Genomic DNA, 16,650 nt, shown 5'->3' on the forward strand with positions numbered 1-16,650 from the left:
ATGTGGAGCGGGCGCGGCCCGAACCTGGTGGTTGGTTAATATTGCTTAACATGTTGCTTTTATTTTATTTGTTTCTAAATTTGGAGAAGAAAATACAAGTTATCCCGGATGAGAAATTGGGAGTCCCGGGACTCGTTATACGACAGTTTCATACAACCTCTGTTTACCCTGCATTAACGCTGCCGTGAGAGTCCTTTTGGGGTCGTCAAGTATTTCTCGGGCCGGGGAGGCTGCGTTGGACACTCCTAAACAATATTGCGAATCTATAAATTTGCCGGAGGCGCTGAGTATTCGCTCTGTGTCCGAATTATATTCAAAGTTTACCGATGAATTTCAGGCTCGCGATACAATCGTTATCAGCATTCCCGAAAGTGCGGAGGCGGATCTGAGTTTCATTCAACTCATAGAGTCATCGCGCCGGCAGGCAAAGGCTGACGGGAAGACATTCAAACTTTCTGCACCTGCCCGCGGCTCGGTCCTGAAGGTACTTGAGCGTGCAGGTTTTATAGAATCCTTCGATCGAGAAGATTCCAAGTTTTGGTTGCATAAAGAGGTAACGTTATGAGTGCAGACATCCTGACAGTTGACGATTCCGCCAGCATCCGCCTGACCACCAAGGTCACGCTGAGCAATGCCGGTTACAACGTCACCGAGGCCGCAGATGGGGCCGAAGGCCTCGCGACGGCCAAGAGCCGCAGCTTCGATCTGATCGTGACCGATCTCAACATGCCGGTTATGGACGGGCTGACGATGATCGAGGAACTCAGGAAGCTGCCTGGGCAGGCCGGCGTTCCGATCATCTTCCTGACGACGGAATCGGATGCCGATCTCAAGGCGCGCGCCAAGGCCGCCGGTGCTACGGGTTGGCTGACCAAGCCCTTCGATCCGGAAAATCTCGTGAAGATCGTGAAGAAGGTACTCGGACGATGAGCACGCTCGATCCCGTTGCCGTGTTCCGCATGGAGGCCGCCGAATGCCTTGAAGCGATCGAGGCCGGTCTTCTCGACCTGACCCACCAGCTCGACAACAAGGATCTCGTCGACGCCGTGTTCCGCGGGCTGCACACGCTCAAGGGCTCCGGCGCGATGTTCGGTTTCGAGGCGCTCGCCGCCTTCACCCATCATTGCGAAACCGCCTTCGACCGCGTCCGCAAGGGCGAGGTCGCGGCGACTAGCGAACTCGTCGCCGCCGTCCTTGCCACCCAGGACCATATGCGCGCCCTCGTCGACCAGCCGGACGCCGATCACGGCGATACCGGCAGCAAGCTTCTGGCGCAGCTGCAGGCGGCCGTCGGCGGCAAGCCGGCGGTGCCTGCAGCTGTACCGGCTGCTGTTGCCGCACCCGTGGTCGTGCGTGAGGTATCGGCGAAGAAGAAGAACAGATGGCGGATCCGCTTCAGTCTGCCCGCCAATTCGATGGCCAACGGCACCAACCCGCTCGGCCTGCTGGATGAGCTGCGTGATCTCGGCGAATGCACGGTGCGGGCCAACACCTCGGCCATTCCGCCGCTCGACGAGCTCACACCGACAGAGCTCCATATTTCGTGGGACGTGATGCTGACCAGCGAGCAGGATCGCTCGGCAATCGACGACGTCTTCATCTTCGTGCTCGACGATATGGAACTCAGCGTCGAGGAGATCGACGGGCCGGCAACTGCTGCTCCGATCGAGGAAAAGGCCGCGGCTGCACCTGTCGCCGCTGTCTCGGTGGCCGTTCCGCCGGCTGCCGTTCCGGAGTTTCGCCCGGTCGAGGCGGTTCCGGTTCGGCGCGAGGCGCCCGTGGCCGCCAGCCAGGCGAAGACGGCCGAGAATGTCCGCGTTCCGGCCGAGCGTCTCGACGAGCTGATGGACCGGGTCGGCGAGCTCGTCATCGCGCAATCGCGCCTCAGCCAGCTCGCCAGCGCCAGCGCCGATATTGCGCTGCGCTCCGTCTCGGAAGAAATCGAACGCCTGTCCGGTGAATTGCGCGACACCATGATGGTGCTGCGCATGGTGCCGGTCGCAACCCTCTTCTCCCGTTTCCGCCGCCTCGTCCACGATCTCGCCCGCGAGACCGGCAAGGTGATCGAGCTGGTGATGGAGGGTGAAACGACCGAAGTCGACAAAACGGTCATCGAACGGCTGGCGGATCCGCTGGTGCATCTGGTGCGCAATTCGATCGATCATGGTCTCGAGATGCCTGCCGACCGCCTTGCCGCCGGCAAGACCGAAGCCGGCACGGTGATCCTTTCGGCCCGCCAGGCCGGCGGCGAGGTGATTATCTCGATCAAGGACGACGGCCGCGGCATCAACCGCGAACGGGTTCGCGCCAAGGCGGAATCCTCCGGCCTTATCCATCCCGGCCAGCCACTCTCCGATTCCGAGCTGCTGCAGCTGATTTTTGCTCCCGGCTTCTCGACGGCTGCGACGATCACCAATCTATCGGGTCGCGGCGTCGGCATGGACGTGGTCAAGAAGACGGTCGAAGCGCTTCGCGGCGCGATCGACATCGTCAGCGTGCCGGGACAGGGTTCGGAAGTGTCGCTGCGCATCCCGCTGACGCTTGCCATCATCGACGGCCTGCTGGTGCGTGTCGGTTCCGGCCGCTACGTCATCCCGCTCTCGGCAGTCGAGGAATGCCTCGAACTGTCGCTGGAGGAAGATCTCCGCTCGCGCGGCCGCAGCTTCATCTCGCTGCGCGACAGCCTGGTGCCGTTCCTGCGCCTGCGCGACCTCTTCCGCACCGGCACGAAGCCCGACGTGCACCAGAAGGTGGTCGTCATCTCGACCGGCACGGAACGCGTCGGCCTCGTCGTCGATCAGATCATCGGCGACCACCAGACCGTCATCAAGTCGATGTCGAAACTGCATAACGACGTCGCGACCTTTTCGGGCGCGACCATTCTCGGCGACGGCAGCGTCGCCCTCATTCTCGACGTCGGGCACCTGGTTGCCGCGGGTCAGCAGCAGGAGGCGCAATTGCGGGTAGCAGGATGAGTGCAACAGCAGCAACAGCCGAACGGTTCGACAATCATTGGAGCTATGCCGAGGAAGTCGAGGTGCTGACCTTCGATCTCAACGGCGAGACCTTCGCGCTGGAAGCGGTCATCGTCCAGGAAATCCTGGACCTGCTTCCGGAAACCGCAGTGCCGGGCAGCCAGCCCTTCGTCGCGAGCGTCATCAATTTTCGCGGCAAGGTCATTCCGCTGGCCGACCTGCGCCTCGCCTTCGGGATGGAGGCGGCGGAGGCCACGATCGACAGCCGCATCATCGTCATCGAAATCGATCTGCAGGGCGAGCAGACGCTCGTCGGGCTCAGAACCGACAAGGTGAACGAGGTGACGACGCTGGCGAAATCCGCGAGCGAGGCACCGCCGAGCGTCGGCATGCGCTGGCGAGCCGACTACATCAACTGCCTGGTGAAGAGGGGTGGAGAATTCATCATTCTCCCGAATCTGCAGGCAATTTTTTCATCTAAGCACAAGGCGGCGGGGGTCGCCGGCTGACGCCGGATGAATTCAACTTGGGGGTTTGACAATGCGATTGACAATAAAGACGAAACTGGTGACCGCGTTCACCTTCATCATTCTGATGCTGGTCGGCACCGCCGCCTACGGTGTCCTCAGCCTCGGATCGCTGAACGATACGATCGATAAGCTTCTCTCCGGTCCGGCAGCCCGCCTCGATCTCGCGCAGCAGATCAACATTGCCCAGCTCGAGGCCATCCGCCAGCAGAAGAACCTGCTCGCCGCCCGCAACGCGGACGAGACGGCCGCTTCGATCGCCAAGGGCAATCAGGCCCGCAAGGACTTCGCCGACGCGTTCAGCCAGGTGCTGGCGCTGGCAACGGAAGAAGGCAAGGTGCGCTGGGCGCGCATCGCCGAGCTTTCCAAGACCTTCAATGCTGCCGACGATCAGATCCGCGACTATGTGAAAGCCGGCAATGCCGAAGGCGCGAATGCCATCTCCGTCACCACGGCGCGGGTTGCTGCCAACGACATCGACGCAACGCTGAGCGAAATTCTGACACTTGAAAAGCAGCGCATGAAGGCTGCCGACGAGGGTGCCGAAGCGCAGTATATGACGACACGCACGACGATGATTGCGGTGGCCGCCGGCGCCCTGCTAGTTGCCGCCGTCACCGCCTTCTGGATCGCCAGCTCGATCAGCAAGGGCCTCAACCGCGCCAACAGCGTGGTGCGCGAAGTGTCGGAAGGCGATCTGACGAAGATGGCCGATATTACCAGCCACGATGAAATCGGCGAGCTTCTGGGCAACGTCAACACGATGATCGAACGCCTGCGCGGTGTCGTCGCCGACGCCTTGTCGGCCGCCGACAACGTCTCTTCCGGCAGCCAGCAGCTGTCGGCAAGCTCGGAACAGGTATCGCAGGGCGCCAGCGAACAGGCGGCTTCCGCCGAAGAGGCCTCCGCCTCCATGGAGCAGATGGCCGCCAACATCAAGCAGAACGCCGACAATGCCGCTCAGACGGAAAAGATCGCCCGCCAGTCGGCCAAGGACGCCGAGATGAGCGGTGAGGCGGTGACGCGTGCTGTCGACGCCATGCGCACGATCGCCCAGAAGATTGGCATCGTTCAGGAAATCGCCCGCCAGACCGACCTGCTGGCGCTCAACGCCGCGGTGGAAGCGGCGCGTGCCGGCGAACACGGCAAGGGGTTTGCGGTCGTCGCCTCCGAAGTGCGCAAGCTTGCCGAACGCAGCCAGTCGGCTGCGGCCGAAATCAGCTCGATGTCGAGCGATACGGTCAAGGCTGCAGCCGATGCCGGCGACATGCTCGGCCGGCTGGTGCCCGATATCCGCAAGACGGCCGAACTGGTTTCCGAGATCAGCGCCGCCTGCCGCGAACAGGATATCGGCGCCTCGCAGATCAACGAAGCGATCCAGCAGCTCGACAAGGTGACGCAGCAGAATGCCGGCGCCTCCGAGCAGATGTCGGCAACCTCCGAGGAACTCGCCTCCCAGGCGGAAGAGCTGCAGACGTCGATCGCCTTCTTCAAGGTCGATACGGCAGGCAGCGCCCGGCCCGACGCCCACAAGCCGCAGCCGAACGCTTCGGCGAGGGGGATCAAGGTCTCGGCGGCTGCCCGCAAGCCCGCCCCACAGGCCCGCAGCCAGGGCCGCGGCCAGACGGTCTCGGCTCAGCAGCAGCGTCTCAAGGGTTTTGCTCTCGACATGTCGATGGGCGGCCCGGACGCCGGTGACGACGATTTCAGGGAGAGTGCCTGAGCACTCCCCTGGGGAAAGCGCGTAAGCGCTCTCCGGGGAAGCCGCCCAGGCGCCTTCACCCTCATCTGATCCCTCGGGCTGCGCCGGTGGCCCGAGGCGGAATATCCCCAACGCGTGTAGGCGTTGGCGCTGCGACCGATAGATGTCCGGCTGCCGGGAAGTGAATGTAGTCGCTTTCCCCCTTTCAGACACATCACTTTGAAATTCGACGTTCCGTGGACGAGGAGGTTTAGGCGCTCCCTTCCGCAACCGTTGTGGACCGGCTGGCACGGCCCACGACTCAGGCTTTCGGCGCTTGGGGAAGCGATATGGAAGCCTATTCATGTCTGCCATCGGCTTTCGCCGGATGGAATTTCTTTGCTGCATGATGCCGCGACACCTGGACCATATTTATTGCTTCGCTCTCTGAGAGGAATATTGAGATGCGTATTACGATCAAACTCAAACTCGCGGCTGCATTCGGCTTTGTCATATTGTTGCTGGTGGGCAGCGCGGTTTACGGAATCATCAGCCTCAGCTCGCTGAACGACGCCGTCAGCAACCTCATTTCCGGTCCTGCAAAAAGGCTGGAACTGGCTCTGGAAGCGAAAACTGCCGAGCTCGATGCCGTCCGCTGGCAGAAGAACGCGCTTCTGGAAATGGATCCAGAAACGGTCAAGAAGTACTATCTGAATTCGGCGAGAAGCGTGGATGAGATGCTCGCCTTGGCGACAAACGGCCAACAGCTCGCCACCGCCGAGGCAAAACCCACCTGGGACCGGCTGATTGAACTGGGCAAACGTTTCGGTGAAGAGTCGGCGAAGGTTGCCTCCATTCAGGAGAGCGGCGACAGGGCAGCCGCCACTGCATTTTCGTTGAGAGAGGTTGTCGCGCTGGTTGCGGAAATAGAAGAGGTTTTCGAGACGCTCGTCACGCTGCAGCAGAAGGCCATGTCGAAAGCCGATGGGGACACCGACGCTCTTTATAGTTCGACGAGGAACATGCTGGTGGGCATCGCGATCGGGGCTTCCCTCGTTGCGATCGCCGCCGCGCTCTGGATCGCCCTCGGCGTCAACAGCGGCCTGCGTAAGATCATGAACGTTGCCAGCGCTGTCGCGATCGGAGACCTGAACCAGAAGGTCGAGATCAGAACCAACGACGAGATCAAGGATCTGGTCAACACGATCAATGTCATGACGGATAACCTTCGCGTCACCGCCGGCATCGCCAGGCAGATCGCTGACGGCGACCTGACGGTGTCCCCGAAGCCGCTTTCGGAGAAGGATACGCTCGGCATCGCGCTCGAGCAGATGGTCGAGCGTCTGCGTGGCGTCGTCGCCGATGCGATCTCTGCCGCCGAGAACGTCTCCGCCGGCAGCCAGGAACTTTCGGCAAGCTCGGAACAGGTATCGCAGGGGGCCAGCGAACAGGCGGCTTCGGCCGAAGAGGCCTCCGCCTCGATGGAAGAGATGGCTGCCAACATCAAGCAGAACGCCGACAATGCCGCCCAGACGGAAAAGATCGCCCGCCAGTCGGCCAAGGACGCCGAGATGAGCGGCGAGGCGGTGTCGCGCGCCGTGCAGGCGATGCGGACCATCGCCGAGAAGATCGGCATCGTTCAGGAAATCGCCCGTCAGACCGATCTGCTGGCGCTCAACGCCGCTGTCGAAGCGGCGCGGGCCGGCGAACACGGCAAGGGGTTTGCGGTCGTTGCTTCGGAAGTACGCAAGCTTGCCGAACGCAGCCAGTCGGCCGCCGCCGAAATCAGCTCGATGTCGAGCGATACGGTCAAGGCCGCCCAGGATGCCGGCGACATGCTCGGCCGGCTGGTACCCGATATCCGTAAAACGGCCGAGCTGGTTTCGGAAATCAGCGCCGCCTGCCGTGAACAGGATATCGGTGCCGGCCAGATCAACGAAGCGATCCAGCAGCTCGATCGGGTGACGCAGCAGAATGCCGGCGCCTCCGAACAAATGTCTGCGACCTCGGAAGAGCTCGCCTCCCAGGCGGAAGAACTGCAGACGTCGATCGCCTTCTTCAAGGTCGATACGGCTGGCGATCGCCAATCCCGCATGCCGGCCGCCAGGGTGACGGTCCGCAGCCCGGCGCCCGCCGCCGGCCGCAGGAAGCTCGCTGCCAACAGCGTCGCCGGTCAGCAGGCGCGGGCAAAGGGCTTCGCTCTCGATCTCTCCATGGGCGGCCCCGATGATGGGGACGTCGAATTCAAGGAAAGCGCCTGATCATGGCTCCAACATCTCTGGAAGCGCAATTCGTGACCTTCAGCCTCGGCGAGGAGATTTTCGCCGTGCCGGTCGAGGTCGTCCGGGAAATCCTCGACTATGCGGAAGCTTTCAAAATTCCGAATGGTCCCGACTATCTGCTCGGCCTGCGCGATGTGCGCGGGCAGGGCGTGCCGACGATCGATCTTCGATTGAAGCTCGGCATGACGAAGACCGAGCCGACACCGCATACGCGGGTGCTCGTCCTCGACGTGCCGATGGAAAGCCGGCTTCTCACTCTCGGCCTCGTTGCCGACCGCGTCTTCGAGGTCACGCCGTTTCGGCGTGACCAGATCGAGGCGGCGCCCGATATCGGCGTGCGCTGGCGTTCGGACTATATTGCCGGCGTCGTTCGCCGTGAAAACGGCTTTGTCGTCATCATCGATCTCGCGCGGCTGCTGTCGCGCGAGGACGCCTCTGCCCTGCAATCGGCGGCCTGACCGCGCGTCAACCCGGAGTACTGCATTTTATGAGTATGGCAGCAGCGGTGGAAACCCAATTGCCGGGCGACCGGATCAGCAAGCGCAATTTCGACAGGCTTGCCCGGTTTATCTACGACTATAGCGGCATCAAGATGCCGCCGACCAAGCTGACGATGCTCGAGGGGCGGCTGAGGCGCCGCCTTCGGGCAACCAATCATGCGACCTTCGACGATTATTGCGACTTCCTGTTCAATCAAGATGGTCTTGCCCAGGAAACCGTCTACCTGATCGACGTGGTGACGACGAACAAAACCGACTTCTTCCGCGAAGCCAAGCATTTCGACTATATGCAGAGCGTGGCATTGCCGGCGATCGTCGGCAGCGGCGTCCGCACCATTCGCACCTGGAGTTCGGCCTGCTCGACGGGAGCCGAACCCTATACGATGGCGATGGTGCTGGCGGAATTCACCGAAGGCCGCAACGACGTCTCCTACAGCGTGCTGGCGACCGATCTTTCGACCGACGTGCTGCAGACGGCGCGCCGGGGCGTCTATCCGGAAGATCTCATCGCACCGGTGCCGCGCGACCTGCAGCGAAAATATGTGCTGACGGCCAAGCAGCCGGATCGGCGAGAGGTGCGCATCACGCCGAAACTGCGCAGCAGGATCGGTTTTGCCCGGATGAACCTGATGGACGAGAAATACCCGATCGGCGATGCGATGCACGTCATCTTCTGCCGCAATGTGCTGATTTACTTCGACAAGCAGACGCAGGCGGGCGTGCTCAACCGCTTGTGCGATTGTCTGGCGAAAGGCGGGTACATGTTCATCGGCCATTCCGAATCGATCACCGGTTTCGACCTGCCGTTGAAGCAGGTCTCCAATACGGTATTTCAGCGTATCTAGTGCATGTCGGTTTTCCGAGCTATTCCCGGCAAAACCGCTTCGCGGTTTGCCCGGGAAAAGCGCTTTGCCTGGGAAAACCGCTTCACACTTTTCCTGGAATTGCTCTAGGGGCATTCATGGCTAAGAAAATCCGCGTTCTCATCATCGACGATTCCGCCAGCATCCGTCAGACACTGGCGCATGTGCTGAAGCAGGATCCCGATATCGAGATCATGGCGGTGGCATCCGATCCCTTCGTGGCGGCGCGCAAGCTGCTGGAGGAAGTCCCCGACGTCATCACGCTCGATGTCGAGATGCCGCGGATGGACGGCATCACCTTCCTGCGCAAGCTGATGGCGCAGCGGCCGATCCCTGTCGTGATGTGCTCGTCGCTGACGGAAGCGGGTTCGCAAACGCTGATCCAGGCGCTGGAGGCCGGCGCCGTCGACGTCATTCTGAAGTCGAAGATCGGAGCCGCCGACAGTCTTTCCGATGATGCGATACGCATTCGCGAAATCGTCAAGAGTGCTTCGCATGCACGGCTTACCACCCTCCGCCGCGCCGCCGGAACCATCCGCTCGGCTTCGGCCGACGGGCCGACCAAGAAGCTGACGGCGGACGCGATGCTGCCGCCGCCAACCGGACAGGCCATGGCGAAGACGACCGAGATGGTCGTCTGCGTCGGCGCCTCCACCGGCGGCACGGAGGCGCTGCGTGAATTTCTCGAGGAATTGCCGGCCAATGCGCCCGGCATGGTGATCGTCCAGCATATGCCGGAAAAATTCACCGACGCCTTTGCCAAGCGGCTGAACGGGCTCTGCGAGGTCGAGGTCAAGGAGGCCGTCGATGGCGACCCGGTGCTGCGCGGGCATGTGCTGATTGCACCCGGCGACAAGCACACGCTGCTCGAACGCCAGGGCGCGCGCTATTATGTGAGCGTGAAGACCGGGCCGCTGGTGTCGCGCCACCGGCCTTCCGTCGACGTGCTCTTCCGCTCGGCGGCGCGTTCCGCCGGCTCGAATGCCATGGGGATCATCATGACCGGCATGGGCGATGACGGCGCGCGCGGCATGCTGGAAATGCATCAGGCCGGCGCCTATACGGTGGCGCAGGACGAGGCGAGTTCGGTCGTTTTCGGCATGCCGAAGGAGGCGATCGCCAAGGGCGGCGTCGACCGCGTCTTGCCGCTCGATCAGATCGCTCGCGAAGTGATGAACACGCATCGGAAATTCTGAGACCGGTTTTGAACCGATCCGTTTCGAATAAAACCGCGGGTTCCCGACGAGGAAAGGCAGCCGTGCGCGCCTCCTCTTGAAATTTCCCTGGTTTTGTGGTCTTGAGGCCGCCAATCTTTGCAGCGCTGCCTGTCATGCATGTTCAGGGACATTTCCCGCCCCTGGCAGCGCGTCCCGTATCAGTCCCAAGGAAATGCGCCGATGGCCCGTTCAGCTCTTCTCAATGTCATGGTTCAGGCTGCCCTCAAGGCAGGAAAATCGCTGGGGCGTGATTTCGGCGAAGTGCAGAACCTGCAGGTATCGGTGAAGGGACCGGGCGATTTCGTCTCCGCCGCCGACCGCAAGGCCGAAAAGATCGTCCGGGAAGAACTGCTCAAGGCGCGCCCCACCTACGGTTTCCTCGGCGAGGAGAGCGAGGAGATCAAGGGCACCGACGGCGCGCATCGCTGGATCGTCGATCCGCTCGACGGCACCACGAACTTCCTGCACGGCATCCCGGCCTTCGCCGTCTCGATCGCACTCGAACGCAACGGCGAGATCGTTGCGGCCGTCGTCTTCAATCCGGCGACCGACGAGCTCTATACTGCCGAGCGCGGCGGCGGCGCCTTCCTCAACGACCGGCGCCTGCGCGTTGCCGCACGCCGCGTGTTGTCGGATTGCGTCATCGGCTGCGGCGTGCCGGCGCTCGGCAAGCGCAATCACGGCAAATTCCTGGTCGAGCTTCGCCACGTGATGGGCGAGGTGGCGGGCATTCGCCGCCTGGGCTCGCCGACGCTTGATCTCGCCTATGTCGCCGCCGGACGTTTCGATGGTTTCTGGGAGGCGGAGCTTGCACCCTGGGACATGGCGGCCGGGATCCTGCTCATCCGCGAAGCCGGCGGCTTTGCCAGCGATTGGGAAGGCGGAGCGGCCATTCTGGAGGGTGGCGCGATCGTCGCCGGCAACGAACACATCCACAAGGCGCTCATCGAGGTCATCAAGCGACCGATTCCCGCCAAGTAGGCGAGAGAAAACGCGGCTGTTGTAAAGTCACGGTTTTCGCCTCCAGATACTTCAATTCGGCACAATGTTGCTCTAGTCTCCGCCAGCAATGAGTTCGGAGGCTGCTGAACCTATGGAAAATGTGAATGTGGCGGAGATCGGCTCCACCGAAAAGACGCCCGGCGGTTATGTCTACAGGCTTTCGAGCCCCATGCCCTTCCTCTGGACGATGCTGCTTTTCCTCGTCATCGTCGGGTTCATTGCCGCCATCCTCTTCCGGCAGACGCAGACTGCCTTCATGCACAATCCGGGCCTCAACGGCCTGATCGTCGGCGTTCTCGCGGTCGGCATCATCCTTGTTTTCAGTCACGTGCTGGCGCTTCGTCCCGAAGTGCGCTGGTTCAACTCCTTCCGTGCCGCCGGCAGCGCCGACAAGGTCAATCGCAATCCGCGGCTTTTGGCGCCGATGCGGGCACTGATCGGCAATCGCAAGACCTCGTTGGCGCTATCGACGACGGCGCTGCGTTCGATCCTCGATTCGATCGCGACGCGCCTCGATGAATCGCGCGACGTCTCGCGCTACCTGATCGGCCTCCTGGTGTTCCTCGGCCTGCTCGGCACGTTCTGGGGCCTCATCGGCACGATCGGTTCGATCAGTGGTGTGATCCAATCGCTTGATGCCGGCTCGAACGGCACCGGTGACGTGCTTTCGGCACTGAAGGACGGGTTGTCCACGCCGCTTTCGGGTATGGGCCAGGCCTTCTCGTCCTCGCTGCTCGGCCTTTCCGGTTCGCTCATTCTCGGCTTCCTCGACCTGCAGGCCGGCCGCGCGCAGAACCGCTTCTACATGGAGCTGGAAAACTGGCTCTCCTCCGTTACCGATGTCGGTTCGGATCTTGCGCCGGCGCTCGACGCCGTGTCCGGTTCGTCCTCTGAGGACATGCGTGCGCTCTCCGAATATCTGCGCAAGGCCTCCGAAGAGGGGGGTGTCGGCAGCCAGCGCTCGGTCGCCGCCATGGCGAGCCTTGCCGAAGGCATCCAGGGGCTCGTCAAGAATATGCGCAACGAGCAGCAGATGCTGCGCGACTGGATCGAGGCACAGCAGGACGAGGCGAAAGCAATGCGCCGCACGCTCGACCGGCTGGCCGAACGCATCGGCCTGCAGGAGCGGGCCGGTGAGAAACCCGAACGCCACCGCGAACGCACAAGCCACACAGAGAAGAGCGAGGGCAAATAAGCCATGGCTCTTGCCCGCAACCGCCGCCGCGAACGCACGGTCGACTATTGGCCGGGTTTCGTCGATGCGCTTTCGACGCTGCTCATCTCGATCATGTTCGTGCTGACGGTCTTCGTCGTCGGGCAGTTCATTCTCAGCCGCGAGATCACAGGACGTGACGAGGTGCTCAATCGCCTCAACAGCCAGATCAACGAGCTAACGCAGCTTCTGGCGCTCGAAAAGGGCAGCAATCAGGATCTCCAGGACTCGGTCGCCAATCTGCAGGCTTCGCTTGCCAACGTCGAAGGCGAGCGCTCGCGGCTGCAGGCGCTGCTGAGTGCCGGTTCGGGTGGCCAGGACGCGGCGCAGAAGCGGATCGGCGCGATGACGCAGGAGCTCGACGAGCAGAAGCAGGTGAGCCAACGGGCCCTCAGCCAGGTCGAGCTGCTGAACCAGCAGATCGCAGCGCTTCGCAGCCAGATTGCCGCCGTCGAAGCAGCCCTTCAGGCCTCGGAGGAGAAGGATCGGGTCTCGCAGACCAAGATCGCCGATCTCGGCAGCCGTCTCAACGTTGCGCTCGCCGCCCGCGTGCAGGAGCTGAACCGTTACCGTTCCGACTTCTTCGGCCGCTTGCGCGAGATCCTTTCGGACCGCGAGAATATTCGCATCGTCGGCGACCGGTTCGTTTTCCAGTCGGAGGTGCTGTTTCCCTCGGGCGGCGCCGATCTCAACCCGGAGGGGCAGACGGAGATGGCGAAGCTTGCAACCGCCCTGCTCGACCTCGCCAAGGAAATTCCGCCTGAGATCAACTGGGTGCTGCGTGTCGACGGCCATACCGACAATGTGCCGCTTGCCGGAACGGGCCGCTATCGCGACAACTGGGAGCTTTCCTCGGCGCGCGCGACGTCGGTCGTCAAGTTCCTGATCGGCCAAGGCGTGCCGGCCGACCGGCTTGTTGCCGCCGGCTTCGGCGAGTTCCAGCCGATCGCACCCGGCGATGCGCCGGATGCGCGTGCCACCAACCGCCGCATCGAGCTGAAGCTGACCGAGAAATAATCAGCTTGATATTGCCTGCCGCCACTCCGCGAGCCTGTCGGCGAGAAAGGCGCGAACGGCTGTACTGTCGCTGAGGCCGATCGCCGTCACGTAAGCCTCAGCCGCGGCGGTATTGTCGCCGGCCCGTGCCAGAAGAAAGGCACGCACGGCCCAGTAGGGCTGATAGGCCGCGATGGCGCGCGGATCGATCCTGTCGAGCCGGCTGATGCCTTCGGCAGCGCTTGAGGCCCTGCCGATCACCGCCGCCTCGGCGACGCGGGCGCCGAGCGTCGGCTTCATCTCCAGCAGCGCGGCATAGAGCGTCGTCAGCGCCTGCCAGTCGGTCGTCCCGGAAAGCCGGCGCGCAGCATGCACGGATTGAATTGCCGCCTGACACTGAAAAGGGCCGAAACGCTCGAAGCTCCCGGCCTTGCGCAGCAATGCGTCTGCCTCGGCGATCATGATCGCGTTCCAGACCGCCGTGTCCTGTTCGTCCAGCGGCACATATCGGCCCCCACCGTCGCGTCGGGCATCACAGCGGGCTTCGCAGTGAAGCATCAGCGACAGGAGGCCGATCGCTTCCGGCTCGTCGGGTAGCACCATCAGAAGCGCCCGGCCGAGCCAGATCGCTTCGGCGGCAAGCGACTGGTGCGCCTCCTCGCCGTCAAGCCCATCCCATCCGAGGCCATAGGCAACGTAGATCGCCGAGAGCACGGCGGCGAGTCGCCCCGGCAGGGTGGGTAAAGGCGGAACGGCGAAGGGAATACCGGCATCACGGATCTTCACCTTGGCCCGCACCAGCCGCTGGCTTATCGCTTGCGGCGAAACGACGAAGGCCCGTGCGATGGTTCTCGCCTCGATGCCGAGAACCGTCTGCAGCATCAGCGCCGTATGCACGGAGCTGTCGATGGCAGGGTGGGTACAGGCGAAGAGCAGCTTCAGCCGCTCATCGGGAAAAACGGAATTGCCGGCCTCGTTCATGCGCTCCTCCGCTTCCTCGAGGGCGAGCGATATCGTCGTTCGTACGTTGGCCTCGACGGTGCGGTGGCGGGCCGCCTGCATGAGGTTGCGGCGAGCGGCGACCAGCAGCCAGGCTTCCGGATTGCCAGGAATGCCGCGCTCCGGCCAGACGCGCAAGGCCGAAGCCAGCGCTTCCGACAATGCGTCTTCCGCCGCCGGCACGTCACGCGAGCGGGCGGCGAGAAAGGCGATCAGCTTGCCGTAAGACTGACGTGCTACCTGTTCGGCGGCGCGTCCGGCATCGGCGGACATTGCCGCCTCACATCTGCAGGCGCGGGCGCACCTCGACCGAACCCTTGTCGGAGATCGGAACGCGGGTCGCCCATTCCAGCGCGGTGTCGATATCGGGGACCTCGATCAGATAGAAGCCGCCGAGCTGTTCCTTGCCTTCCGGATAGGGACCGTCCTGGACATCGTGACCCTCGCCTTTGCGGCGCAGGATCGTGCCGGTCTCGGGGGCTGTCAGGCCGGCGCCACCGGTCATGATTCCTGCCTGCGCGAGCGCCTCGCTGTAGGCGACCCAACCGTCGCGATAGGCAGGATCGCTGCGGCGGGCGAAATCTTCGGGGGCTTCGCGAATGATGAGAGCATATTGCATGGAAAACTCCTGATCTCGTTGTTGGCCTTCCAGGCAGGCCGTCGAAAGCCGTTATGCCTGGTGGAGCGGTTCAGCCGTTCCGAGACAATGAGGCGCGAGCGGCGGTCGTTTCGACATGGCTTTGAAAAATACTTGAAAAAGAAAACGGCGCCGGAAATCCGAACGCGGGTGAGCCGGGCTCAAAGGCACCAGCGCCGCTCAAGGGCGCAAAAAAGGCAGGGCGGCGCTCACGCCGCCCGTGCCGTCCTGCTCAGGCTTCGGCCTTCGTCTGATCGACGACGTCGGCGCCGGGCGAGTTCTTCTTGATGGATTCGATGGCACTCATGGCCGAGGCCTTCGCCTTGTAGCCTTCGGACAGGAACATGGTTTCCCCGTTCGATGCCTTGAAGCGGAAGCGGAATTCGCCTGATTTATCCTTGTAAACTTCGAATTTGTACATGGATGTCTCCCGAAACGCTGAATTGTACCATCAGCGTCGAGAGGCTAGATCAAAATGGCGAGCTTTTCCACTACCTTAATGAGAATTGGGGTGCCTGGAGCCTCTCCTGGTTTGATTGAGTCATCCTGTGGACGCGGCTTGCCGCGTCCCATCGTCACCATTTCGTTGGGCGCAAGCGGACGGGATATCCGGTGGGATGCCGCCGCGTCATTCCATCTGGATATTCGCGCCCTTGACGACCGGCCCCCATTTGGCGAGCTCGGCTTTCACATGGGCTGCGAGTTCCTCCGGGGTCGAGCCGACAATGGTGGCGCTGAACTCCTTCATCCGTTCGGCAACGGCGGGATCGGCGAGCGCCTTCTTGGCTGCGGCATTGAGGCGCATTACCACCTCGTTCGGCGTCTTTGCCGGCGCGAAGAGTGCGTTCCAAGTATAGGTCTCATAGCCTGGAATGCCGGATTCGGCGACCGTCGGCACGTCGGGGAAGGAGGGGGCGCGCTCCGCCGTCGTCACCGCCAGCGCCCTCAGCGTGCCCGCCTTGATGTGGCTGGATGAGGAGGGCAGGTTGTCGAACATGATCGGCACCTGGTTGCCGATGACATCGTTCAAAGCCGGGCCGGCGCCCTTATAGGGGATGTGCTGCATGCTGACGCCGGCCATGGATTTGAAGAGTTCGCCGGAAAGATGCAGCGGCGTGCCGTTGCCCGACGAGGCGTAACTGTATTTGTCGGGCTCCGCCTTCAAGAGCGCGATCAATTCCGGCACTGTCTTTACCGGCAATTCCGGATTGACGACCAGCACGTTCGGCACGACGACGAGCAGCGAGATCGGCGCGAAATCCTTCTCGGGGTCATAGGGGGTCGATTTGAGGACCAGCGGATTGAGGGCGTGGGTCGCGACCGTGCCCATCAGGATGGTGTAGCCGTCGGGGTCGGCGCGGGCGACGTTGCCGGCGCCGAGATTGCCGCCGGCGCCGGCGACGTTCTGGACGATCACCTGCTGGCCGAGATCTTCCGACATCTTCTGCGCGACGATGCGGGCGACGACATCGGTCGAGCCGCCGGCCGCGAAGGGCACGACCATGGTGATCGCACGATCCGGAAAATCCGCGGCAACGGAAGCCGTGCCGAGACCGAGCGTTGCAGCCAGGCCGAAAACGAGCGCAAGGCCCGTGCGTCGCGTCATGTTGGAAAGCGCCATTCCTATCTCCTCCCACGATTTCAACAGCAACCCCCTACCCGGGGGCATGAAGAGGGTAGGGCAGGAGGCGGGAAAGACAACCGCGATAGAGTGCAAGAGAGGTCAGACTTTAGTTGCTGTCCTGGGAAAAGTGGATG

16 protein-coding genes are annotated in these 16,650 nt (G+C 62.6%); 12 read left to right on the plus strand and 4 right to left on the minus strand.

Going from position 1 to position 16,650, the window contains the following annotated elements; translation table 11 throughout:
* Positions 1-235 precede the first annotated feature (235 nt).
* From CO671_RS01120 to CO671_RS01180, 12 genes are all read left to right on the plus strand, one after another.
* Positions 236-565, plus strand: coding sequence for an STAS domain-containing protein (locus tag CO671_RS01120; protein ID WP_097603977.1), 330 nt, complete (start codon positions 236-238; stop codon positions 563-565).
* Complete coding sequence (locus CO671_RS01125) at positions 562-930, plus strand: response regulator (protein ID WP_097603978.1); 369 nt, start codon at positions 562-564, stop codon at positions 928-930. The genes CO671_RS01120 and CO671_RS01125 overlap by 4 nt, the downstream gene beginning before the upstream one ends.
* Positions 927-2,975 (plus strand): chemotaxis protein CheA, encoded by a 2,049-nt coding sequence (locus CO671_RS01130; RefSeq protein ID WP_097603979.1) that lies wholly within the window; start codon positions 927-929, stop codon positions 2,973-2,975. Before CO671_RS01125 ends, CO671_RS01130 begins: the two co-directional genes overlap by 4 nt.
* On the plus strand, positions 2,972-3,484 hold the full coding sequence (locus tag CO671_RS01135) for a chemotaxis protein CheW (RefSeq protein WP_097603980.1): 513 nt from the start codon (positions 2,972-2,974) through the stop codon (positions 3,482-3,484). Before CO671_RS01130 ends, CO671_RS01135 begins: the two co-directional genes overlap by 4 nt.
* Before the next feature lie 31 nt (positions 3,485-3,515).
* Positions 3,516-5,225, plus strand: coding sequence for a methyl-accepting chemotaxis protein (locus CO671_RS01140; protein ID WP_097603981.1), 1,710 nt, complete (start codon positions 3,516-3,518; stop codon positions 5,223-5,225).
* A 422-nt stretch (positions 5,226-5,647) separates the two neighbouring features.
* Complete coding sequence (locus CO671_RS01145) at positions 5,648-7,444, plus strand: methyl-accepting chemotaxis protein (protein WP_097603982.1); 1,797 nt, start codon at positions 5,648-5,650, stop codon at positions 7,442-7,444.
* Positions 7,445-7,446: 2 nt separating this feature from the next.
* Entirely contained in the window at positions 7,447-7,923 is a 477-nt protein-coding gene (locus tag CO671_RS01150) for a chemotaxis protein CheW (RefSeq protein WP_003590275.1), read from the plus strand.
* Positions 7,924-7,952: 29 nt separating this feature from the next.
* Complete coding sequence (locus CO671_RS01155; RefSeq protein ID WP_097603983.1) at positions 7,953-8,810, plus strand: CheR family methyltransferase; 858 nt, start codon at positions 7,953-7,955, stop codon at positions 8,808-8,810.
* 116 nt (positions 8,811-8,926) lie between these two features.
* Positions 8,927-10,024: a chemotaxis response regulator protein-glutamate methylesterase gene (locus CO671_RS01160; RefSeq protein ID WP_097603984.1), complete on the plus strand. Its 1,098-nt coding sequence runs from the start codon at positions 8,927-8,929 to the stop codon at positions 10,022-10,024.
* 201 nt (positions 10,025-10,225) lie between these two features.
* The gene (locus CO671_RS01170; RefSeq protein WP_097603985.1) at positions 10,226-11,026 is read left to right on the plus strand and encodes an inositol monophosphatase family protein; all 801 of its coding nucleotides are present in this window, start codon (positions 10,226-10,228) and stop codon (positions 11,024-11,026) included.
* Between the two features lie 112 nt (positions 11,027-11,138).
* Positions 11,139-12,242: a MotA/TolQ/ExbB proton channel family protein gene (locus CO671_RS01175; RefSeq protein ID WP_097603986.1), complete on the plus strand. Its 1,104-nt coding sequence runs from the start codon at positions 11,139-11,141 to the stop codon at positions 12,240-12,242.
* A 3-nt stretch (positions 12,243-12,245) separates the two neighbouring features.
* Positions 12,246-13,277, plus strand: coding sequence for a peptidoglycan -binding protein (locus CO671_RS01180; protein ID WP_097603987.1), 1,032 nt, complete (start codon positions 12,246-12,248; stop codon positions 13,275-13,277).
* On the opposite strand, the gene CO671_RS01185 is transcribed toward CO671_RS01180, so the two are convergent.
* The 4 genes from CO671_RS01185 to CO671_RS01200 form a co-directional block, all read right to left on the minus strand.
* The gene (locus tag CO671_RS01185) at positions 13,278-14,528 is read right to left on the minus strand and encodes a DUF6596 domain-containing protein (protein WP_097603988.1); all 1,251 of its coding nucleotides are present in this window, start codon (positions 14,526-14,528) and stop codon (positions 13,278-13,280) included. It abuts the gene before it with no gap.
* Positions 14,529-14,535: 7 nt separating this feature from the next.
* On the minus strand, positions 14,536-14,874 hold the full coding sequence (locus CO671_RS01190) for a YciI family protein (RefSeq protein WP_097603989.1): 339 nt from the start codon (positions 14,872-14,874) through the stop codon (positions 14,536-14,538).
* A gap of 250 nt (positions 14,875-15,124) precedes the next feature.
* The gene (locus tag CO671_RS01195) at positions 15,125-15,313 is read right to left on the minus strand and encodes a YegP family protein (protein WP_097603990.1); all 189 of its coding nucleotides are present in this window, start codon (positions 15,311-15,313) and stop codon (positions 15,125-15,127) included.
* Positions 15,314-15,520: 207 nt separating this feature from the next.
* The gene (locus CO671_RS01200; RefSeq protein WP_097603991.1) at positions 15,521-16,513 is read right to left on the minus strand and encodes a tripartite tricarboxylate transporter substrate binding protein; all 993 of its coding nucleotides are present in this window, start codon (positions 16,511-16,513) and stop codon (positions 15,521-15,523) included.
* Between the last annotated feature and the right edge of the window lie 137 nt (positions 16,514-16,650).

It is taken from the genome of Rhizobium sp. M10 (assembly GCF_002531955.1).
GTDB lineage: Bacteria > Pseudomonadota > Alphaproteobacteria > Rhizobiales > Rhizobiaceae > Rhizobium > Rhizobium etli_C.

Excerpts from the sequence above, each read along its gene's own strand:
- CO671_RS01155 (WP_097603983.1), top strand. The coding sequence starts at position 7,953 with ATGAGTATGGCAGCAGCGGTGGAAACCCAATTGCCGGGCGACCGGATC.
- CO671_RS01180 (WP_097603987.1), top strand. The coding sequence starts at position 12,246 with ATGGCTCTTGCCCGCAACCGCCGCCGCGAACGCACGGTCGACTATTGG.
- CO671_RS01190 (WP_097603989.1), bottom strand. The coding sequence starts at position 14,874 with ATGCAATATGCTCTCATCATTCGCGAAGCCCCCGAAGATTTCGCCCGC.
- CO671_RS01175 (WP_097603986.1), top strand. The coding sequence starts at position 11,139 with ATGGAAAATGTGAATGTGGCGGAGATCGGCTCCACCGAAAAGACGCCC.
- CO671_RS01200 (WP_097603991.1), bottom strand. The coding sequence starts at position 16,513 with ATGGCGCTTTCCAACATGACGCGACGCACGGGCCTTGCGCTCGTTTTC.
- CO671_RS01160 (WP_097603984.1), top strand. The coding sequence starts at position 8,927 with ATGGCTAAGAAAATCCGCGTTCTCATCATCGACGATTCCGCCAGCATC.
- CO671_RS01150 (WP_003590275.1), top strand. The coding sequence starts at position 7,447 with ATGGCTCCAACATCTCTGGAAGCGCAATTCGTGACCTTCAGCCTCGGC.
- CO671_RS01130 (WP_097603979.1), top strand. The coding sequence starts at position 927 with ATGAGCACGCTCGATCCCGTTGCCGTGTTCCGCATGGAGGCCGCCGAA.
- CO671_RS01140 (WP_097603981.1), top strand. The coding sequence starts at position 3,516 with ATGCGATTGACAATAAAGACGAAACTGGTGACCGCGTTCACCTTCATC.
- CO671_RS01135 (WP_097603980.1), top strand. The coding sequence starts at position 2,972 with ATGAGTGCAACAGCAGCAACAGCCGAACGGTTCGACAATCATTGGAGC.
- CO671_RS01125 (WP_097603978.1), top strand. The coding sequence starts at position 562 with ATGAGTGCAGACATCCTGACAGTTGACGATTCCGCCAGCATCCGCCTG.
- CO671_RS01145 (WP_097603982.1), top strand. The coding sequence starts at position 5,648 with ATGCGTATTACGATCAAACTCAAACTCGCGGCTGCATTCGGCTTTGTC.
- CO671_RS01170 (WP_097603985.1), top strand. The coding sequence starts at position 10,226 with ATGGCCCGTTCAGCTCTTCTCAATGTCATGGTTCAGGCTGCCCTCAAG.
- CO671_RS01195 (WP_097603990.1), bottom strand. The coding sequence starts at position 15,313 with ATGTACAAATTCGAAGTTTACAAGGATAAATCAGGCGAATTCCGCTTC.
- CO671_RS01185 (WP_097603988.1), bottom strand. The coding sequence starts at position 14,528 with ATGTCCGCCGATGCCGGACGCGCCGCCGAACAGGTAGCACGTCAGTCT.